The following is a 19,138-nucleotide window of genomic DNA, read 5'->3' as shown; positions in this document are numbered from 1 at the left end:
ATCCTTGGCGAAAACAGGGATGGTTACCGATGAACAGACACGATGGACTTGAGGAAAAATTGGTGATGATGCGGCTGCGCCTGGTCGCACAGACCCTATGCGACCAACTCAAACTCCACGCGAAATTCAATCCCGATCAACCCCGCGTTCCCGCAGGTCGTCCCGATGGCGGCCAGTGGGTCGGCGGGGGAAACGCATCCAGTGGGAAACCACTCGTGCATGATGTGTCGGACAGCTATGCTGATCTGATCATCAACCTTCCTTTTGACGAGTTGATGGGCGGTCATACGATCAGCCGCCACGTCAACAAGTCGGACACAGATTGATTTCCCGACTATTATTGGAAAAGCCACCAGCGGTCGGGGCGTTCTCCAGTATCGCAGATGCGGAAACGTGGGTACGCAAGGTTCTAGCTTACAAGTATTTCGAGGCTAAACAGGTCGCAGGCGGGCTTAAACCTGCAGCGTATCTTTCGATGAGATTCGGATCGCCGACGGGCCGCGAAGCCTATTTAAATCAACGCTACCATGCACCCGCCATCCGTGATACTTTCAGCGTCTTCGTCTACATCTATCACGAACCGCGCAGCCCGAACGGATTTGTCGTTCACACGGCTTATCCGCGAAACATTGACCCAATGAAAAAGTCCATCACATCGCCCATCGCGTTTTACCGTCTGACCGCATACTTCGCAGATTCCTACATTGCGTTTGCCGATGACGAGACCTTCGTGCGATTTGCCTATCAGCAGTTCATGCGCGATGATCCCGATATGCTGGATGAACTTCTCGATTTCCTTCGGCGAGTTTTACGTATGAAGCTTTCGGCAAAGCAGCTCGAGGATATTCTGAAATACCAATCCAGCGCTCACAGCTACGGCATGAGCGGCGATCTCCATCAACTTTTTAGCCTGATGCTGGAGATTGGCGAGAAGGAAGCAAAGACCGGCCGTATCAATGAAAGGGAGGCACTTCCTCTGCATCTGCTAGAGCAGCGCAAAACGCAGCCCCCGCTCCTACGCTGAATGATTTGCGGTGCAGCTCAGATTTCGGCTGGCTGTCCTTCCGAAATGCAGCCCACCTGTCGGATACTGGATTTAGGTTATGACTTCCTATACCGGAAACAACGACGTGACGAAAAACTGCTTTCACCCCCGAACGCATATTACCGTTTTACAGGATCTATGACTCAGGATTTTGAGCTCTTTGATGCGGCGGATGATTTGATCCGCTTCGGTTTAAGCACCATTCCCAACGCAGAGATACCGGATTTTACGCACTACCTTCACACAGTGCTTTCCGACGGCACATCCGACCGGGAGCTACAGGAAATCTGGAGGAACACACAGGCTGAATTTTTTATTACCGGTAGTGGACTGCGCGCGTTTCTGGCGAGAGCGCTTGAAATCGCCGAAATGCCGAGATCATCGAAGCCGATTGCGTAGAACGACGCGCCGATGACCAAGAAGCTAGTCGCCTCACCTGCCTTCAGATCATTCACCTCGTTCATGATCCAGGACTTTGAAACTTTTGCTTCTATGGACGATGTCATCCGTTTCGGTCTTCAACTGGCGGAACGGCGCAATGCGTTGCACACATCGGAATTGGAAGCCTACCTCAAAGAAATTCTATCTCCCTCCGTTTCGGATGCTCAGATCGGCCAACTTTGGAATTCAAGTAGTGCCGAATTCAGCGCTGATGATCGCTCTATACGCGATTTCCTCCGGAGAACGCTGGAAATCCTACAGGAAGACGCGCCGAATGGCGTGCTCAAGAAGAAACCGATACGATATAAAGCGGACCGGAATTAACTTTTAACGGCCGCAACCGCTATTCTTTCTGGTCTTTGATGCAAACAGATACAGCCCGACTTGCAGAACCTAGCTTCGTTCTGGATCGCTATCTCTGCGACCGGCATCCCTGGGGTGAATTGAACGGCATTCGCCGTTTCGTCGTGGAGTTTCTCTATTTCGGCATCAAGGAAGCGCGCGCCTGCCTGTTCGTCGGCCTGTTCTTCCTGTCCGTGTTCACGGTGCCCAGGACCGGGCTTCTCGGCTGGCCGCGCTATGATGTGCTGCTGGTGATTGCGATTGCCATCCAGATCGCGATGATCGCCTTCCGGCTGGAGACGCTCGACGAGGCCAAGGCCATCTGCCTTTTTCACATCGTCGGGTTTGCGCTGGAGGTCTTCAAGACGTCCGGCAGCATCCAGTCCTGGTCCTATCCGGATTTCGCCTATACGAAGCTGATGGGCGTGCCGCTCTTTGCCGGCTTCATGTATGCCGCAATCGGCAGCTATGTCATTCAGGCCTGGCGGCTCTTCGATCTCAGAATTACCCATCACCCCAGCTATTGGATGGCAAGCCTGATCGCGATTGCCATCTATGCCAATTTCTTCACGCATCACTATATCGGCGACTACCGGTGGTACATCGCGGCCTGCGCGCTCGGGCTCTATGCGCGGACAACGGTCACATTCAGGCCCTATGACCGCGACAGAAAGATGCCGCTTCTCCTGAGCTTCATCCTCATCGGCTTCTTCATATGGCTGGCAGAGAACATCTCCACCTTCTTCGGCGTCTGGCGCTATCCCAACCAGATCGGCGCCTGGTCAGTGGTGCATATCGGCAAGTGGAGTTCCTGGTCGCTGCTTGTGATCATGACCTTCACCATCGTCGCGCATCTGAAGCACATCAAGGCGCGTGTTCACGTTCCCGAGTGATTAGCGGTCTAACCCTTCCCACAGGGCGGCGAGCGCGATGCCGATTGCGTAGGCCAGTATGTTCCAAAGCGCGAAGACACGGCCGAGCAGAAGCTTGCCCCAGAGGGTCAGGCGGAACGTATCCAGCCAGGGCAGATGATAAAGCCGGAAGAATTCCACGGCGACGGCAATGACGAGAGAGATGAAAACGATCCGGCGGATCGGTACGTCGCCCGTGACCATGCCCATCAGAAAATAAACCATGGCGCCCCACAGGACGGAGCCGCCATATTTGACGAGGATGAACGGCAGGCCGATCTCATAGCCATAGGCGCGAATGACCAGACCGGCGAGGATCACAATGCCTGCATTCAACAGCCTCTGGCCGCGTAAACCCAATACCATCGCGCACTACCCGCACTACCCCAAACACAAAAAGCCGGCAGGTTACCCTACCGGCTTTTCGTCATTTCAATGATCGATAGCGATCAGATCAAGCAGCTTCGGCCGCTGCGGCTTCAGCAGCAACGCGAGCCTTGTCGGCTGCGCCCTTGGCATTGACGTCGCGCTCAACGAATTCGATGACGGCGAGCGGAGCGTTGTCGCCCTGGCGGAAGCCGGCCTTCATGATGCGCAGGTAGCCACCGTTGCGGCTGGCATAACGCGAAGCGATCGCGTCAAACAGCTTGCGGACAGCGTCCTGGTCCTTGATCTGCGAGATGGCCTGACGACGAGCGTGCAGGTCGCCACGCTTGCCGAGGGTGACCAGCTTTTCGACGATCGGGCGAATTTCCTTCGCCTTCGGCAGGGTCGTTACGATCTGCTCATGCGTGATGAGCGAAGCAGCCATGTTGGCAAACATTGCCTTGCGGTGGCTGGCGGTGCGGTTGAGCTTGCGGCCGGAATTCTGGTGACGCATCTCGTGTCTCCTTTACTTGCAGGCATACGCCTGCAGTTTAATGGTTAGTACTGGTCTTCGTAGCGCTTGGCGAGATCTTCGATGTTTTCCGGCGGCCAGGCCGGAACTTCCATGCCCAGATGCAGGCCCATGGAAGCGAGAACTTCCTTGATCTCGTTCAGCGACTTGCGACCGAAGTTCGGCGTGCGAAGCATCTCCGCCTCGGTCTTCTGGATTAGATCGCCAATGTAGACGATGTTGTCGTTCTTCAGGCAGTTTGCCGAACGAACGGACAGTTCGAGTTCGTCGACCTTCTTCAGCAGAGCCGGGTTGAAAGCCAGTTCGGTGACGGCTTCTTCTTCGGCTTCCTTCTGCGGTTCGTCGAAGTTGACGAAGACCGACAGCTGGTCCTGCAGAATGCGGGCGGCGAAGGCAACGGCGTCTTCACCCGTGACCGAGCCATCGGTTTCGATGGTCATGGTCAGCTTGTCATAGTCGAGAACCTGTCCTTCGCGGGTGTTTTCCACCTTGTAGGACACTTTCTTGACCGGAGAGTAGAGGCTGTCGACCGGGATAAGACCGATCGGCGCATCCTCTGCACGGTTACGTTCGGCAGGAACATAGCCCTTGCCATTATTGACCGTGAATTCCATGCGGATTTCCGCACCCTCGTCGAGCGTGCAGATCACGTGGTCGGGGTTCAGGATTTCGATGTCGCCAACCGTCTGGATATCACCAGCCGTGACGGAACCCGGACCCTGCTTGCGCACGACCATGCGCTTGGCATCGTCGCCATCCATCTTGATGGCGATTTCCTTGATGTTCAGAACGATGTCCGTCACATCCTCGCGAACGCCAGGGATGGAGGAGAATTCGTGCAGAACGCCATCGATCTGAACTGCCGTAACGGCAGCACCGCGCAGCGACGACAAGAGAACGCGGCGAAGCGCGTTACCGAGCGTCAGACCGAAACCGCGTTCCAGCGGTTCGGCAACCAGCGTTGCCTTCGTACGGCCGGAGGAGGTGAACTCCACCTTGTTCGGCTTGATCAGTTCCTGCCAGTTCTTCTGGATCATGTGTTTCAAACCTTCCGTTCGCTGCCACCATCCAATCGTGGCAACCGAGCATGAGAAGCACCTTTGGGAATAAACCCTCTGGCGTTACGGCAAAGCCGCCAAACTTCGAAGCCGAAGTATGGCGGCAAAACCAATGTTCAACTGAAGATCGAAGCGAGCGCCACGACCCCCAAGGCGTATTAGACGCGGCGCTTCTTGCGCGGGCGGCAGCCGTTGTGCGGGATCGGGGTCACATCGCGGATGGACGTGATCATGAAGCCGGCAGCCTGGAGGGCGCGCAGAGCCGATTCACGACCCGAACCCGGACCGCAAACTTCGACTTCGAGAGACTTCATACCGTGTTCCTGAGCCTTCTTGGCGCAATCTTCGGCGGCGATCTGAGCAGCAAACGGGGTCGACTTACGCGAGCCCTTGAAGCCCTTTGCACCAGCAGACGACCAGGCAATCGCATTGCCCTGTGCGTCGGTGATGGTGATCATCGTGTTGTTGAACGTGGAGTTGACGTGAGCAACACCAGAGCTGATATTCTTGCGCTCGCGACGGCGGACGCGTACGGCTTCCTTGGCCATGACTTCCCTTTCGTTGATATCTTCACCGCCGTAACACCAGCGGCTCCACCTTTTCAGGCAATAGGATTTAGGCAGTAGCCAATAGCATCACCTGCTACCACCTACTGCCCATTGGCTAATGCCTGAAAAATTACTTCTTCTTACCAGCAATCGCCTTTGCCGGACCCTTGCGGGTACGGGCATTGGTGTGCGTGCGCTGACCGCGAACCGGCAGACCGCGACGATGACGAAGACCGCGGTAGCAGCCCAGATCCATCAGACGCTTGATGTTCATCGCGGTTTCGCGACGCAGGTCACCTTCAACCTGATAGTCACGGTCGATGGTTTCGCGGATCGAGAGAACTTCAGCGTCCGTCAGCTGATGAACGCGACGGTCAGCAGGGATGCCAACCTTCTCGATGATTTCCTGTGCAAACTTAGGGCCGATCCCGTGAATGTAGGTCAGCGCGATAACAACGCGCTTTGCAGTCGGGATGTTGACGCCAGCGATACGTGCCACGCCTATTCTCCTTGCGTTCCAGTTGCCATCCGGCAAGTGGTGCTTCTTCCATGAGAGCAGCCCTCAGGTGGCCGCCAGTTCAATTCATATCCGCAACATGTCAATACGACCGGATGCGGATAACCTCTTGGGAAATCCGCGCCGATCGCATCAGTTGTCGCGAGTTGGCGCGGTGTTTAGCGGAATCAGTCGAAAATATCAACCGGCTCCGCCAAGATTCTTATTCACAACATCTGAAGGGCCTCAGAGACCCGACAGAATGCCCTCGATCTCGGAGGTGACAGTATCGACTTCGGCCATACCATCCACAGTCTTCAGCTTGCCCTTGGCATAGTAATAGCCAATCAGCGGCGCCGTTTCCTTGTAGTAGACTTCGAGACGCTGGGTCATGGTCTCGGCATTATCATCCGGGCGACGCTTGAAGTGAGTCGATCCGCACTTGTCGCAGACACCCTCGACGGCCGGCTTGCGATCCGTGTCGTGATAAACCGAGCCGCACTGAGCACAGGAGTAACGACCGGAAACGCGGCGAACCAGTTCCTTGTCGTTGACCTTCAGCTCGATGACCACGGAAAGATCGAGGCCCTTCGCCTTCAGCATCGCTTCCGTTGCATCGGCCTGCACAAGCGTGCGCGGGAAACCATCCAGGATAAAGCCATTGGCGCAATCCGGCTGATCGATCCGCTCGGAGACGATTGCGATAACAATGTCATCCGATACCAGCTTGCCAGCATCCATCACGGCTTTCGCAAGCTTGCCCACTTCCGTTTCAGCGGCGACTGCTGCGCGCAGCATATCGCCAGTGGAGAGCTGAGGAATGCCATGCTTCTCCACAATCCGCTGCGCTTGGGTCCCCTTCCCCGCGCCTGGCGGCCCCAGTAGAATCAGTCTCATCGTCCCCTCTTTCCTCCACGCAACTTCGACTTCTTGATCAGACCCTCATACTGCTGGGCGATCAAATGCCCCTGGATCTGTGCTACAGTATCCAACGTAACACTGACCACGATCAAAAGCGAAGTACCACCAAGGGCTAATGGGATGCCAGTGCGGGCGATCAGCGTCTCAGGCAGAATGCAGACGAAGATCAGGTAGATCGCACCGATCACAGTGATGCGTGTCAGAACATAATCAATATATTCAGCGGTGCGCTCACCCGGACGGATGCCCGGAATGAAGCCGCCATGCTTCTTCAGATTGTCGGCAGTGTCCTTCGGATTGAAGACGATCGCCGTATAGAAGAAGGAGAAGAAGCCGATCAACAGACCGTAGAAGACCATGAACAGAGGCTGACCGTGCTGCAGTGACGCGATAATGGTCGTCGCCCAGGTCGGCAGGTTCTGGTTGCCCGCGAAGCCTGCAGCCGTTGCCGGCAGCAGCAGCAGCGACGAAGCGAAGATCGCCGGAATCACGCCAGCCGTATTAAGCTTCAGCGGTAGGTGCGACGTATCGCCCTGGAACATGCGGTTGCCGACCTGACGCTTCGGATACTGGATAAGAAGGCGGCGCTGTGCGCGTTCCACGAACACGATCACAGCAATGACGCCGATCGCAACCACAAGAACCGTCAGCATCAGCGCAGTCGAAAGCGCGCCCGTGCTACCGAGCTCAAGCGTGCGGGCAAGTGCGGTGGGAAGACCCGCGGCAATGCCTGAAAAGATGATCAGCGAGATACCGTTGCCGATGCCGCGCGAGGTGATCTGCTCACCCAGCCACATCAGGAACATCGTGCCACCGAGCAGCGTGACAACGGTGGAAATGCGGAAGAACCAACCCGGATCGAGCACGAGGCCGCTGCCGCTTTCGAGACCAACGGAGATACCGTAAGCCTGCAGCGTGCCGAGCAGAACCGTACCATAACGGGTGTACTGGTTGATAACCTTGCGGCCCTGTTCCCCTTCCTTCTTGAGGTTTTCAAGAGAGGGGACGACCGACGTCATCAGCTGCACGATGATCGACGCGGAGATGTACGGCATGATGCCGAGCGCGAAGATCGCCATGCGCTCGACGGCGCCGCCTGCGAACATGTTGAAGAGGCCGAGGATACCGCCCGCCTGTCCACGAAAAGCCTGTGCATAGGCATCGGGATTAAGGCCCGGAAGCGGAATGTGCGTACCCAGGCGATAGACGAGAAGCGCAGCGAGCGTGAACCACAGCCGCTTCTTGAGATCTTCCGCCTTCGCAAAGGTTGAAAAATTGAGATTGGAGGCCAGTTGTTCAGCTGCAGAAGCCATGCATTTCTCCGCCTGACCAATTCCGACGGCGCGACATGCGGCCAGCCTGGAAAGCAGTCTAAATTCAATTTCAGAAAACCGGGAGACGGAACGGCTGCGGTGCAACCTTATGCCTCACCTCATTTTCCGCGATGTCCCGGCGCGGCAATCGGAATCTGCCGCCGGACCGTGAGGCTCACATATGGGAGCAAAATCGCCCGGTGTGAAGCACCCCGGGCGATTCGTTGACATATTATTCAGCAGCCGGAGCTTCCGGGAGCTTGATCGAACCGCCGGCCTTCTCGATCTTTTCAACAGCGGCCTTGGAGGCGCCAGCTGCTTCGATCGAAACCTTTGCGGTCAGCTCGCCGTCAGCGAGGATGCGAACGCCGTCCTTCGGACGACGGATCACGCCTGCAGCCTTGAGCGAAGCTGCATCGATCGTTGCGGAAGCGTCGAGCTTCTTGGCGTCGATGGCAGCCTGGATGCGGCCGAGCGACACGACAACAAATTCGGAAGCGAAGATGTTGTTGAAGCCGCGCTTCGGCAGGCGACGATAGATCGGCATCTGGCCGCCTTCGAAGCCGTTGACGGCAACGCCGGAACGAGCCTTCTGACCCTTAACACCGCGACCGCCGGTCTTGCCCTTGCCGGAACCAATACCGCGACCTACGCGGATACGGTCCTTGGTGGCGCCTTCGTTATCCTTGATCTCATTCAGTTTCATGGTGTCTTCCTCCGTCTCACTTCTCGTCGACGACGCGAACGAGATGCTGGACAGACCGGATCATACCGCGAACTGCAGGAGTATCTTCCAGCGTGCGTACCCGGTGCATCTTGTTAAGACCGAGGCCGATCAGCGTCTGGCGCTGAATAGCCGGCCGGCGAATGGGGCTTCCGATCTGCTCGACCGTCACCGTCTTCTTGGTTTCATTGGCCATCAGAAAGCTCCTTATTCTTCCGCTGCATTACCGGAAGACGCACGGCGAGCCTGAAGCGTAGCATACTTGATGCCGCGCTGAGCTGCGATGTCCTTCGGATGCACCTGGTGCTTCAGGGCGTCGAACGTTGCACGAACCATGTTGTACGGGTTCGAGGAACCGGTCGACTTGGCAACGACGTCGTGAACGCCGAGGGTTTCGAAAACGGCGCGCATCGGGCCACCGGCGATGATACCCGTACCAGCCTTGGCGGAACGCAGCAGAACCTTGCCGGCGCCATGACGACCGTTGACATCGTGATGCAGCGTGCGGCCATCGCGCAGCGGTACGAAGATCAGATCGCGCTTGGCAGCTTCCGTTGCCTTGCGGATAGCTTCCGGCACTTCGCGAGCCTTGCCGTGACCGAAGCCAACGCGGCCCTTCTGGTCGCCAACAACGACGAGAGCGGCGAAGCCGAAGCGACGGCCACCCTTAACAACTTTGGCAACGCGGTTGATAGCTACCAGCTTATCAACGAATTCGCTGTCGCGTTCCTCACGGCTCGAGCGATCTTCGCGCGAGCCTCTCTTTTCCTGTGCCATTGTCCTTTTCCTTTTTCTTTTCCGGGTGCGAACGGCAGACTTCGAAAAGCCGGCATACCCTCACGGACATACCGGCCGGTGATGGCGTTTAAACGCCGAGATGCCGGACCGCAAGGCCCGGCACTCAAATTTTAGAAGCTCAGGCCGCCTTCGCGAGCCGCATCGGCAAGAGCCTTGATGCGGCCGTGATAGATGAAGGCGCCGCGGTCAAAGACCACTTCCTTCACACCGGCGGCAGATGCGCGTTCCGCAACGAGCTTGCCAACAGCTGCAGCAGCAGCGGTGTCGGCACCCGTCTTCAGGGACGAGCGGAGACCTGCATCGAGGGTCGAGGCAGCGGCCACAGTGCGGCCGGCCACGTCATCAATGACCTGGGCGTAGATGTTCTTCGACGAGCGATGAACCGACAGACGCGGGCGGCCGTTTGCGACCGCCTTGAGCTGGCGGCGTACACGGCTCGCGCGCTTTGCAAGTGCTTCTTTCCTGCTAGCCATATCGCGTCAACCTTACTTCTTCTTGCCTTCCTTGCGGACGATCCGTTCTTCGGCGTACTTGACGCCTTTGCCCTTGTAGGGCTCCGGACCGCGGTATTCGCGGATTTCCGCGGCAACCTGACCGACCTGTTGCTTATTAATGCCGGTGACGACGATTTCCGTCGGCTTCGGCACGGCAATGGTGATACCCTGCGGAGGCTCATAGACAACGTCATGGCTGAAGCCGAGAGCCAGCTGCAGGTTCTTGCCCTGCATGGCGGCACGGTAACCGACGCCGTTGATTTCAAGCTTACGCTCAAAACCGTCCTTTACGCCCTTGAACAGGTTCTCGATCATCGTGCGGGACATGCCCCACTTTGCGCGAGCATCCTTCGAGTCGTTGATCGGAGCCACCGACACTGCATTATCTTCAAGCGAGAGCTTGACTTCGTCGTTTGCGACGAAAACCAGTTCGCCCTTCGGGCCCTTGGCAGTTACCTTCTGTCCTTCGACAGAGGCCGTTACACCTGCCGGAACCTGAACGGGCTTTTTACCGATACGAGACATGTTTCAATCCTGTCTGTTCGTTAAGGAGGGATCTGACCGATCTTAGAAGACCGAGCAGAGAACCTCGCCACCAACGTTCTGTTCGCGAGCCTGATGATCGGCCATCACACCCTTCGGGGTCGAAAGGATGGTAATGCCGAGGCCGTTCGCGACCTGCGGAATGGACTTTACCGAGACATAAACTCGGCGGCCCGGCTTGGACACGCGGCCGATCTCGCGGATGACCGAAGCGCCTTCATAATACTTCAGTTCGATTTCGAACTCGGACTTGCCGTTGCCGTAGTCGACCTGCGTGTAACCGCGGATGTAGCCTTCAGCCTGCAGAACGTCGAGGACGCGTGCACGCAGCTTGGAAGCAGGCGTCGTTACCGACGACTTGCGGCGGGCTGCACCGTTACGGATGCGGGTGAGCATATCGCCCAGAGGATCAGTCATGGTCATTGAACCGTCTCCTTACCAGCTGGACTTTACGATACCGGGAACCTTGCCCAGGTTGCCCAGTTCGCGAAGAGCGATACGGGACATCTTGAGCTTCCGGTAGAAGGCACGCGGACGACCGGTGACTTCACAACGATTGCGGATGCGGGTCTTGGAACCATCACGCGGCAGCGAAGCGAGCTTCAAGGTAGCCTTGAAGCGATCTTCGATCGGCATTTCCTGGTTCATGATGATCGCCTTCAGAGCAGCGCGCTTCGCTGCCTGGTTGGCGACCGTCTTGCGGCGGCGCTTGTTCTTTTCGATTGCGCTTGTCTTCGCCATATCGAGTTCCTTTTCTACGCTCGTCGTTACGGTTACGTACGGAACGGGAAGCTGAACTCTTTCAGGAGAGTCCGGGCCTCGTCGTCCGTGGTTGCCGTCGTGCAAACGATGATGTCCATGCCCCACATCTGATCAACCTTGTCGTAGTTGATCTCAGGGAACACGATGTGCTCCTTGATGCCCATGGCGAAGTTGCCACGGCCGTCAAAGCTCTTCGGATTCAGGCCGCGGAAGTCGCGAACGCGCGGCAGCGCGATGTTGACCAGACGGTCCAGGAATTCATACATGCGAGCGCCGCGCAGGGTCACCTTGGCGCCGATCGGCATACCTTCGCGGACCTTGAAGCCAGCGATGGAGTTGCGAGCGCGGGTGATCACCGGCTTCTGGCCAGCGATTGCTGCCAGGTCAGCAGCTGCTACGGAAGGCTTCTTCGAATCGGAAGTCGCTTCACCAACGCCCATGTTGATGACGATCTTTTCGATCTTCGGAATCTGCATCTCATTGGCGTAGGAGTACTGTTCCTGCAGAGCCTTGCGGATGCGCGAAACATATTCCTTCTTGAGACGCGGCTCGTACTTTGCCTCAGCCATCGATCACATCTCCCGTACGCTTGGCTACACGGACCTTCTTGCCATCCACCACGGAGAAACCAACGCGAGTCGGCTTGCCGTCCTTCGCAACGATTGCGATGTTCGACAGGTGGATCGAAGCTTCCTTGTTGATGATGCCCGCTTCCTGGGTCTGCGTCTGGCGCTGGTGGCGCTTTACGACGTTGATACCACGGACGACCGCACGATCCTCCTTCGGCAGCACCTGAACTACCTCACCGGTACGGCCCTTGTCCTTGCCGGTGAGAACGATGACGTTATCGCCCTTTTTAATCTTCTGCATGGCTCTATCCGCTCCCTTAGAGTACTTCCGGAGCCAGCGAGATGATCTTCATGTGGTTCTTGGCGCGAAGTTCGCGCGGAACCGGTCCGAAGATACGGGTGCCGATCGGCTCTTTCTTATTGTCGATGAGGACCGCTGCGTTGTTATCGAAGCGGATGACGCTACCATCCGGGCGGCGGATGTCCTTGGCGGTGCGAACGACGACAGCCTTCATCACATCGCCCTTCTTGACGCGGCCGCGCGGGATCGCTTCCTTGATCGAAACGACGATAACGTCGCCGACCGAAGCATACTTCCGCTTGGAGCCGCCCAGCACCTTGATGCACATGACACGACGCGCGCCGGAATTATCGGCAACGTCGAGGTTTGTTTGCATCTGAATCATGTCAGGTCGCCTTCTTGTAATGACCGGAACGGTTGGGCGCAAAGCCCCCTCTTCCGGCTCATGGACATATTGATTTTTCGCGCGGGATGGGTCTTGCCAAGGTGGTTTCCGAGCTCGGACCTGCCCTGCGCTTCAAAGCAAAAGAACGCCCGCTTGACCGAGCGTTCTGCGCCAATGCGCTGCTTCATACAGAATTCTGCGGCGGAAGCAAGCCCCCGCCGCAAATCTCTGCAAATTAAGCGTGGGCGGCAATCACCGTCCAGCACTTATCCTTCGAGATCGGTGCGCATTCCTGAATGGAAACGACATCACCGGTCTTGTACTGATTGTTTTCGTCGTGGGCCTTGTACTTCTTGGAACGACGAACGGTCTTCTGAAGCAGCGGGTGAGCGAATCGGCGCTCAACCCGGACAACTACCGTCTTGTCGTTCTTGTCGCTGACCACGACGCCCTGCAGAATGCGCTTCGGCATATTGTTCTTCCCTTAGGCCTTTGCTTCTGCCGCCTTCTGGCGGGCAATGGTTTTCACGCGAGCGATGTCCTTGCGAACCTCGGTGATGCGAGAGGACTTCTCAAGCTGACCGGTGGCCTTCTGGAAGCGCAGGTTGAACTGCTCCTTCTTGAGCTCCGCAAGCTTGTCCTTGAGCTGGTCGGCCGTGAGGCCGCGTACGTCTTCGGCTTTCATTGTGCCTTACCCCTTACTCTGCGATGCGCTGAACGAAGCGCGTCTTGACGGAGAGCTTGGCGGAACCGAGGCGAAGCGCCTCGCGAGCCGTTTCCTCGGACACACCGTCGATTTCGAACATCATACGGCCGGGCTTGACCTTGCATGCCCAGTATTCGACCGAACCCTTACCCTTACCCATACGAACTTCGGTCGGCTTTGCCGTGACCGGAACGTCAGGGAATACGCGGATCCAGACGCGGCCGGCGCGCTTCATGTAACGAGTGATCGCGCGGCGAGCCGCTTCGATCTCACGTGCATTGACGCGGTTGGGCTCGAGAGCCTTGAGGCCGAATTCACCGAACGCCAGGTCGAAGCCACCCTTGGCAACGCCCTTGATGCGGCCCTTGAACTGCTTGCGGTACTTGGTACGCTTTGGCTGCAACATTTTCTTGTTCTCCGAACTTATCTTTCGCCAGCGCTAATCAAGCGTTTTCGCGACGACGATCGCGGTCACCGCGGTCGCGGTCACGGCTCGCCGGACCCTGGGCATCGCCCTCGAGGGCACGACGCTCGGACGCCATCGGATCATGCTCAAGGATTTCGCCCTTGAAGATCCAGACCTTGATACCGCAGATACCGAAAGCGGTTTCAGCTTCAGCCGTACCGTAGTCGATGTCGGCACGGAGCGTGTGAAGCGGAACGCGGCCTTCGCGGTACCATTCGGTACGGGCGATTTCTGCACCACCGAGACGGCCGGCGCAGGTGATCTTGATGCCTTCGGCGCCAAGACGCATAGCCGACTGAACGGCACGCTTCATGGCACGACGGAAAGCAACGCGACGCTCGAGCTGCTGAGCGATCGACTGGGCAACCAGCGTCGCATCAACTTCCGGCTTGCGCACTTCAACGATGTTGAGGTGCGTCTCGGAGGACGTCATGTCGGAAAGCTTCTTGCGCAGCTTTTCGATGTCGGCGCCCTTCTTGCCGATGATGAGACCCGGGCGAGCGGAGTGGATCGTGACGCGGCACTTCTTGTGCGGACGCTCGATCACCACCTTGGCGATGCCGGCCTGCTTCAGCTCGGACATCAGGTAAGCGCGGATCTTCAGGTCTTCGTGCAGCAGCTGGCCGTATTCTGCATTGTCTGCGAACCAGCGGCTGTCCCACGTACGGTTGATGCCGAGGCGGAAACCGATTGGATTGATTTTCTGACCCATTATGCGGCCTCCCCTTTTTCCTCGACTTCACGAACAACGATCGTGAGGTGCGCGAACGGCTTTTCGATGCGGGATGCACGGCCACGGCCACGGGCGTGGAAGCGCTTCATCACCATGGACTTGCCAACATAGGCTTCGGAGACGACGAGCGCGTCGACGTCCAGGTCATGGTTGTTTTCAGCGTTGGCGATAGCGGACTCGAGAGTCTTTCTCACCTGGCCTGCGATACGCTTGCGAGAGAATTCGAGCTCTGCGAGCGCGCGGTCGACCTTCTTGCCACGGATCAGGGCGGCAACAAGGTTGAGCTTCTGCGGGCTGACGCGAAGCGAACGGGCAACTGCCTGCGCTTCATTGTCCTTCAGCCGGCGTTCGGTCTTTGCCTTCGCCATGATTACTTCCTCTTTGCCTTCTTGTCCGCGCCGTGACCGTAGTAGGTCCGGGTCGGAGAGAATTCACCGAACTTGTGGCCGACCATGTCTTCGTTGACGCTGACCGGAACATGCTTGGAGCCGTTGTAGACGCCAAAGGTGAGACCTACGAACTGCGGCAGGATCGTGGAGCGACGGCTCCAGATCTTGATCACTTCGCTACGACCGCCCTCGCGAACCTTCTCAGCCTTCTTGAGAAGATAGCCGTCAACGAACGGGCCTTTCCATACTGAACGAGCCATTTCTGACTACCTCTCTTACTTCTTCTTCAGGTGGCGCGAGCGCATGATGAACTTGTCAGTCGCCTTGTTAGAGCGAGTGCGCTTGCCCTTGGTCGGCTTGCCCCACGGGGAAACCGGGTGACGACCACCCGAGGTACGACCTTCACCACCACCGTGCGGGTGATCGACCGGGTTCATGACAACACCGCGGTTATGCGGGGTCTTACCGCGCCAACGCGTACGACCAGCCTTACCGTCGTTGATGTTGCCGTGGTCCGGGTTCGAAACTGCACCGACGGAAGCAAGGCAGGAGCCATGCACCAGGCGCTGTTCGCCGGAGTTCAGACGAAGGATTGCCATGCCTGCATCGCGGCCGACCAGCTGCGCGTAGGTACCGGCGGAGCGAGCAATCTGACCGCCCTTGCCCGGCTTCATTTCTACGTTGTAGACGATCGAGCCAACCGGGATGTACTGCAGCGGCATCGTGTTGCCGGGCTTCACGTCGACAGCCTTGTCGGACGCAATCACCTTGTCACCAGCAGCGAGACGCTGCGGAGCCAGGATGTAAGCCTGTTCGCCATCCGTGTAGGTGACGAGCGCGATGAATGCCGTACGGTTCGGGTCGTATTCCAGACGCTCGACCGTGCCTTCAACGTCGAACTTGCGACGCTTGAAGTCGACGAGACGGTAGGTACGCTTGTGACCACCACCGATGAAGCGGGCCGTAATGCGACCGAGGTTGTTACGACCACCGCTCTTGGAAAGGCCTTCCGTCAAAGACTTGACGGGCTTGCCCTTGTAGAGACCGGAACGGTCTACGATGACCAGCTGGCGCTGGCTCGGAGTCGTCGGGTTAAAGCTCTTAAGTGCCATTGTTCTTGTTCCCTACCTCAGACGCCCGTCGAGACATCGATGGACTGACCTTCGGCAAGCGTCACGATCGCCTTCTTGACGTCCTTCTGCTTACCGATGAAGCCACGGAACCGCTTGGTCTTGCCCAGGCGGACGAGCGTATTGACGGCCGTGACCTTGACGCCGAACAGAGCTTCAACGGCAGCCTTGATTTCAGGCTTGGAAGCGTCCTTGGCGACGTTGAAGACGACCTGGTTGTGCTCAGACAACAGGGTCGACTTTTCGGTGATCGCCGGAGACACGATCACATCGTAGTGGCGAAGATCCGTCATTTGAACCGCTCCTCCAGAGCTTCAACTGCAGCCTTGGAGAGCACGAGCTTACCGCGACGCAGGATGTCGTAAACATTGATGCCCTGAACCGGCAGAACGTCGACGTTCGGGATGTTCTGGGCAGCCAGCTTGAAGTTGGCGTCGATTTCAGAACCGCCGATCAGAAGCGCATTGGTCAGGCCAAGCGTTTCGAAGGTACCGGCAAGGATCTTGGTCTTTGCTTCGGCAGCAACCAGCTGATCGATGATGATCAGTTCTTCGGCCTTTACCTTGGCAGAGAGAGCGTGACGCAGAGCGAGCGCGCGAACCTTCTTCGGAAGGTCATGCTCGTGGCTGCGAACGACCGGGCCGTGTGCACGACCACCGCCGCGGAACTGCGGAGCGCGAGCCGAATGGTGACGAGCGCGGCCCGTACCCTTCTGCTTGTACATCTTGGTGCCGGTGCGAGAAACCTCGGAGCGGCCCTTGGACTTGTGCGTGCCCTGCTGCTTCTTGGCGAGCTGCCAGCGAACCATGCGGGACAGGATGTCCTGACGGGGATCAAGGCCGAAAATCTCTTCCGAAAGGGAGAGCGTGCCGGCGTCTTTACCCTCGAGGGTCTTGACGTTGAATTCCATTGTAGTGTCGCTCCCTTACTTCGCGGCCGACTTGACGGCGTCGCGGACGATGATCCAGGAGCCCTTGGAGCCGGGAACGGCACCCTTGACCAGGATCAGGCCACGATCTTCATCGGTCGAAACAACTTCGAGGTTCTGGGTGGTGATACGCGTCTGGCCCATGTGACCAGCCATGCGCTTGCCCTTCCAGACCTTACCAGGGTCCTGGTTGTTACCGGTCGAACCGTGCGAACGGTGCGAAACGGAAACACCGTGCGTAGCACGCAGACCGCCGAAGTTGTGACGCTTCATGGCACCGGCAAAACCCTTACCGATGGAGGTGCCCGTTACGTCAACGAGCTGGCCAGCAGCAAAGTGGCTCGGCGTCAGCGCAGCGCCAACATCGATCAGATTATCTTCGGAAACGCGAAACTCGACCAACTTCTGCTTCGGCTCGACCTGCGAAACCGCAAAGTGACCGCGCAGAGCCTTCGTCGTGTTCTTCACCTTTGCCTGGCCAGCGCCAAGCTGAACAGCCGTGTAGCCGTTCTTTTCAACGGTACGCTGAGCGACAACCTGGCAGTTATCAACGCGCAAAACCGTGACCGGGACATGCTCACCGGCGTCGTTATAGACGCGGGTCATTCCCACTTTCTGTGCAATTACACCTGAACGCATAGGTTCAATCCTTCTCACTCAGCCCGAGACGGGGTCTCAGAGCTTGATTTCCACGTCGACGCCGGCGGCGAGATCGAGCTTCATGAGCGCGTCTACCGTCTGCGGGGTGGGATCAACGATGTCGAGGAGGCGCTTATGCGTGCGCATCTCGAACTGCTCGCGGCTCTTCTTGTCGATGTGAGGGGACCGGTTAACCGTAAACTTCTCGATGCGAGTCGGAAGCGGAACGGGGCCCCGGACGCTAGCACCGGTGCGCTTCGCCGTCGACACGATCTCGCGCGTAGAAGCATCGAGGATCCGGTGATCGAACGCCTTCAGGCGAATGCGGATATTTTGGCCGTTCATTCGACGTTATCCTTGTTGTCTGTTCTCCCGTATCAAACGCACGACACGGGATGTTCTTTTTCCTAAGGCGGACCACCGGTTTCAAAGAGCGAGAGGGACACCGCGCTTCGGCATCCCCATCCATTCTTCGGGCCAAAGGGCCCACCTTATGTTGATTTATGGCGCCTGCTCGTCTGCCGAAGCAGGCCGCAAATCGCGCTTGCGCGCCATTTGCTACATTTTCATGTCATAAGCAAGCCGCTAAATGCAGCTCCTCATGAATTTTACTTAACAGCCTCTACTCAAGCAGAAGTTTTTGACCCTGCCCGGTCTAGAGAAAGCAGCAAGCCAGGGGCGAGCTGCAATTTCCTAAAGTCTGCCTTGCGAATTCCTAATAACGGAAACCGCAAAATTCGTACGGCCGGGACATCCGCCCCGGCCGTACAAAATCGATTACTCGATGATCGAAGCGACGATGCCGGCGCCGACGGTACGGCCGCCTTCGCGGATCGCGAAGCGCAGCTTTTCTTCCATCGCGATCGGAACGATCAGCTCAACCTGAACCGTCACGTTGTCGCCAGGCATAACCATTTCCGTGCCTTCCGGCAGAGAAACGATGCCCGTCACGTCCGTCGTGCGGAAGTAGAACTGCGGACGGTAGTTCGTGAAGAACGGCGTATGACGGCCGCCTTCTTCCTTCGTCAGGATGTAGGCTTCTGCCATGAACTTCTTGTGCGGCTTGACCGAACCCGGCTTGCACAGAATCTGACCACGCTCAACGCCGTCACGGTTCACACCGCGAACCAGTGCGCCGATGTTGTCGCCAGCCTGGCCCTGATCGAGCAGCTTGCGGAACATTTCAACGCCCGTAACCGTCGTCTTCGAGGTTGCGCGGATGCCGACGATCTCGACTTCTTCGCCAACCTTGACAACACCACGCTCAACGCGGCCCGTCACAACCGTACCACGGCCGGAGATCGAGAACACGTCTTCGATCGGCATCAGGAACGGCTGGTCGATCGGACGCTCAGGCGTCGGGATGTAGGCGTCAACCTGAGCCATAAGCTCACGAACGGCGTCTTCGCCGATCTTCTTGTCCGAATCTTCGAGAGCGGCCAGAGCCGAACCCTTGACGATCGGAATGTCATCGCCCGGGAAGTCGTAGGACGACAGGAGTTCGCGAACTTCAAGCTCGACGAGCTCGAGAAGTTCTGCGTCGTCAACCTGGTCAACCTTGTTCAGGAACACGACGATCGCCGGAACGCCAACCTGGC

Annotated in this window: 34 protein-coding genes; 5 read left to right on the top strand and 29 right to left on the bottom strand. The window is 57.6% G+C overall.

What is annotated here, in order from left to right:
* Positions 1-29: 29 nt before the first annotated feature.
* The 5 genes from Q2T52_RS23255 to Q2T52_RS23235 all read left to right on the top strand — a co-directional run bounded on the left by Q2T52_RS23255 (position 30) and on the right by Q2T52_RS23235 (position 2,721).
* On the top strand, positions 30-326 hold the full coding sequence (locus Q2T52_RS23255) for a hypothetical protein (RefSeq protein WP_302079307.1): 297 nt from the start codon (positions 30-32) through the stop codon (positions 324-326).
* Complete coding sequence (locus tag Q2T52_RS23250; protein WP_302079306.1) at positions 323-1,024, top strand: hypothetical protein; 702 nt, start codon at positions 323-325, stop codon at positions 1,022-1,024. Before Q2T52_RS23255 ends, Q2T52_RS23250 begins: the two co-directional genes overlap by 4 nt.
* Before the next feature lie 159 nt (positions 1,025-1,183).
* On the top strand, positions 1,184-1,444 hold the full coding sequence (locus Q2T52_RS23245) for a hypothetical protein (protein WP_302079305.1): 261 nt from the start codon (positions 1,184-1,186) through the stop codon (positions 1,442-1,444).
* A 12-nt stretch (positions 1,445-1,456) separates the two neighbouring features.
* Positions 1,457-1,810 carry a hypothetical protein gene (locus Q2T52_RS23240; RefSeq protein WP_302079304.1) on the top strand — a complete coding sequence of 118 codons (354 nt, stop codon included), beginning with the start codon at positions 1,457-1,459 and terminating at the stop codon, positions 1,808-1,810.
* A 38-nt stretch (positions 1,811-1,848) separates the two neighbouring features.
* Positions 1,849-2,721, top strand: a complete 873-nt coding sequence (locus tag Q2T52_RS23235) for a DUF817 domain-containing protein (protein ID WP_302079303.1) — start codon at positions 1,849-1,851, stop codon at positions 2,719-2,721.
* On the opposite strand, the gene Q2T52_RS23230 is transcribed toward Q2T52_RS23235, so the two are convergent.
* The 29 genes from Q2T52_RS23230 to Q2T52_RS23090 form a co-directional block, all read right to left on the bottom strand.
* Positions 2,722-3,105, bottom strand: coding sequence for a ribosomal maturation YjgA family protein (locus tag Q2T52_RS23230; RefSeq protein ID WP_302079302.1), 384 nt, complete (start codon positions 3,103-3,105; stop codon positions 2,722-2,724).
* Positions 3,106-3,193: 88 nt separating this feature from the next.
* Positions 3,194-3,619 (bottom strand): 50S ribosomal protein L17, encoded by a 426-nt coding sequence (gene rplQ / locus Q2T52_RS23225; protein WP_302079301.1) that lies wholly within the window; start codon positions 3,617-3,619, stop codon positions 3,194-3,196.
* Positions 3,620-3,663: 44 nt separating this feature from the next.
* Positions 3,664-4,674, bottom strand: coding sequence for a DNA-directed RNA polymerase subunit alpha (locus Q2T52_RS23220; protein ID WP_085423156.1), 1,011 nt, complete (start codon positions 4,672-4,674; stop codon positions 3,664-3,666).
* A 179-nt stretch (positions 4,675-4,853) separates the two neighbouring features.
* Positions 4,854-5,243, bottom strand: coding sequence for a 30S ribosomal protein S11 (gene rpsK / locus Q2T52_RS23215; RefSeq protein WP_003547577.1), 390 nt, complete (start codon positions 5,241-5,243; stop codon positions 4,854-4,856).
* 130 nt (positions 5,244-5,373) lie between these two features.
* Positions 5,374-5,742 (bottom strand): 30S ribosomal protein S13, encoded by a 369-nt coding sequence (gene rpsM, locus Q2T52_RS23210; protein WP_302079300.1) that lies wholly within the window; start codon positions 5,740-5,742, stop codon positions 5,374-5,376.
* A 243-nt stretch (positions 5,743-5,985) separates the two neighbouring features.
* Positions 5,986-6,636, bottom strand: coding sequence for an adenylate kinase (locus tag Q2T52_RS23205; protein ID WP_302079299.1), 651 nt, complete (start codon positions 6,634-6,636; stop codon positions 5,986-5,988).
* Positions 6,633-7,973, bottom strand: a complete 1,341-nt coding sequence (gene secY / locus Q2T52_RS23200; protein ID WP_302079298.1) for a preprotein translocase subunit SecY — start codon at positions 7,971-7,973, stop codon at positions 6,633-6,635. Before secY ends, Q2T52_RS23205 begins: the two co-directional genes overlap by 4 nt.
* Before the next feature lie 232 nt (positions 7,974-8,205).
* Complete coding sequence (rplO, locus tag Q2T52_RS23195) at positions 8,206-8,679, bottom strand: 50S ribosomal protein L15 (protein WP_302079297.1); 474 nt, start codon at positions 8,677-8,679, stop codon at positions 8,206-8,208.
* A 16-nt stretch (positions 8,680-8,695) separates the two neighbouring features.
* On the bottom strand, positions 8,696-8,893 hold the full coding sequence (gene rpmD, locus Q2T52_RS23190) for a 50S ribosomal protein L30 (RefSeq protein ID WP_302079296.1): 198 nt from the start codon (positions 8,891-8,893) through the stop codon (positions 8,696-8,698).
* Between the two features lie 11 nt (positions 8,894-8,904).
* A complete protein-coding gene (gene rpsE, locus Q2T52_RS23185) occupies positions 8,905-9,474 on the bottom strand; it encodes a 30S ribosomal protein S5 (RefSeq protein ID WP_302079295.1) in 570 nt (189 codons plus the stop codon).
* Positions 9,475-9,605: 131 nt separating this feature from the next.
* A complete protein-coding gene (gene rplR / locus Q2T52_RS23180) occupies positions 9,606-9,968 on the bottom strand; it encodes a 50S ribosomal protein L18 (protein WP_302079294.1) in 363 nt (120 codons plus the stop codon).
* Between the two features lie 12 nt (positions 9,969-9,980).
* Positions 9,981-10,514 carry a 50S ribosomal protein L6 gene (gene rplF, locus Q2T52_RS23175; RefSeq protein WP_302079293.1) on the bottom strand — a complete coding sequence of 178 codons (534 nt, stop codon included), beginning with the start codon at positions 10,512-10,514 and terminating at the stop codon, positions 9,981-9,983.
* Between the two features lie 42 nt (positions 10,515-10,556).
* The gene (gene rpsH, locus Q2T52_RS23170) at positions 10,557-10,955 is read right to left on the bottom strand and encodes a 30S ribosomal protein S8 (protein ID WP_302079292.1); all 399 of its coding nucleotides are present in this window, start codon (positions 10,953-10,955) and stop codon (positions 10,557-10,559) included.
* A gap of 12 nt (positions 10,956-10,967) precedes the next feature.
* Positions 10,968-11,273 (bottom strand): 30S ribosomal protein S14, encoded by a 306-nt coding sequence (gene rpsN / locus Q2T52_RS23165; protein ID WP_302079291.1) that lies wholly within the window; start codon positions 11,271-11,273, stop codon positions 10,968-10,970.
* A gap of 32 nt (positions 11,274-11,305) precedes the next feature.
* A complete protein-coding gene (gene rplE, locus Q2T52_RS23160; protein WP_302079290.1) occupies positions 11,306-11,863 on the bottom strand; it encodes a 50S ribosomal protein L5 in 558 nt (185 codons plus the stop codon).
* Positions 11,856-12,164, bottom strand: a complete 309-nt coding sequence (gene rplX, locus Q2T52_RS23155; RefSeq protein WP_302079289.1) for a 50S ribosomal protein L24 — start codon at positions 12,162-12,164, stop codon at positions 11,856-11,858. Before rplX ends, rplE begins: the two co-directional genes overlap by 8 nt.
* A 16-nt stretch (positions 12,165-12,180) precedes the next feature.
* Positions 12,181-12,549 (bottom strand): 50S ribosomal protein L14, encoded by a 369-nt coding sequence (gene rplN, locus Q2T52_RS23150; RefSeq protein ID WP_062468282.1) that lies wholly within the window; start codon positions 12,547-12,549, stop codon positions 12,181-12,183.
* A gap of 235 nt (positions 12,550-12,784) precedes the next feature.
* Positions 12,785-13,021: a 30S ribosomal protein S17 gene (rpsQ, locus tag Q2T52_RS23145; protein WP_302079288.1), complete on the bottom strand. Its 237-nt coding sequence runs from the start codon at positions 13,019-13,021 to the stop codon at positions 12,785-12,787.
* Between the two features lie 12 nt (positions 13,022-13,033).
* Positions 13,034-13,234, bottom strand: a complete 201-nt coding sequence (gene rpmC / locus Q2T52_RS23140) for a 50S ribosomal protein L29 (RefSeq protein WP_302079287.1) — start codon at positions 13,232-13,234, stop codon at positions 13,034-13,036.
* A 13-nt stretch (positions 13,235-13,247) separates the two neighbouring features.
* The gene (gene rplP, locus Q2T52_RS23135; protein WP_210102769.1) at positions 13,248-13,661 is read right to left on the bottom strand and encodes a 50S ribosomal protein L16; all 414 of its coding nucleotides are present in this window, start codon (positions 13,659-13,661) and stop codon (positions 13,248-13,250) included.
* Between the two features lie 37 nt (positions 13,662-13,698).
* On the bottom strand, positions 13,699-14,433 hold the full coding sequence (rpsC, locus tag Q2T52_RS23130; protein WP_302079286.1) for a 30S ribosomal protein S3: 735 nt from the start codon (positions 14,431-14,433) through the stop codon (positions 13,699-13,701).
* Positions 14,433-14,822, bottom strand: a complete 390-nt coding sequence (gene rplV / locus Q2T52_RS23125; RefSeq protein WP_302079285.1) for a 50S ribosomal protein L22 — start codon at positions 14,820-14,822, stop codon at positions 14,433-14,435. Before rplV ends, rpsC begins: the two co-directional genes overlap by 1 nt.
* Before the next feature lie 2 nt (positions 14,823-14,824).
* Positions 14,825-15,103 (bottom strand): 30S ribosomal protein S19, encoded by a 279-nt coding sequence (gene rpsS, locus Q2T52_RS23120; RefSeq protein ID WP_028735901.1) that lies wholly within the window; start codon positions 15,101-15,103, stop codon positions 14,825-14,827.
* 15 nt (positions 15,104-15,118) lie between these two features.
* On the bottom strand, positions 15,119-15,955 hold the full coding sequence (rplB, locus tag Q2T52_RS23115) for a 50S ribosomal protein L2 (RefSeq protein ID WP_302079284.1): 837 nt from the start codon (positions 15,953-15,955) through the stop codon (positions 15,119-15,121).
* Between the two features lie 17 nt (positions 15,956-15,972).
* A complete protein-coding gene (locus Q2T52_RS23110; protein WP_302079283.1) occupies positions 15,973-16,266 on the bottom strand; it encodes a 50S ribosomal protein L23 in 294 nt (97 codons plus the stop codon).
* The gene (gene rplD, locus Q2T52_RS23105) at positions 16,263-16,883 is read right to left on the bottom strand and encodes a 50S ribosomal protein L4 (protein WP_302079282.1); all 621 of its coding nucleotides are present in this window, start codon (positions 16,881-16,883) and stop codon (positions 16,263-16,265) included. Before rplD ends, Q2T52_RS23110 begins: the two co-directional genes overlap by 4 nt.
* 15 nt (positions 16,884-16,898) lie before the next feature.
* The gene (gene rplC, locus Q2T52_RS23100) at positions 16,899-17,540 is read right to left on the bottom strand and encodes a 50S ribosomal protein L3 (protein WP_302079281.1); all 642 of its coding nucleotides are present in this window, start codon (positions 17,538-17,540) and stop codon (positions 16,899-16,901) included.
* Between the two features lie 36 nt (positions 17,541-17,576).
* Positions 17,577-17,885 carry a 30S ribosomal protein S10 gene (rpsJ, locus tag Q2T52_RS23095; RefSeq protein ID WP_003547547.1) on the bottom strand — a complete coding sequence of 103 codons (309 nt, stop codon included), beginning with the start codon at positions 17,883-17,885 and terminating at the stop codon, positions 17,577-17,579.
* Positions 17,886-18,317: 432 nt separating this feature from the next.
* Positions 18,318-19,138: elongation factor Tu (locus tag Q2T52_RS23090; RefSeq protein ID WP_302079258.1), on the bottom strand; the 821-nt coding region annotated here is incomplete at its 5' end.

The organism is Rhizobium oryzicola (assembly GCF_030504645.1).
GTDB lineage: Bacteria > Pseudomonadota > Alphaproteobacteria > Rhizobiales > Rhizobiaceae > Neorhizobium > Neorhizobium oryzicola.
Note: the sequence above shows the minus strand (reverse complement) of the source record. Positions and strands in the feature narration are given on the sequence as shown.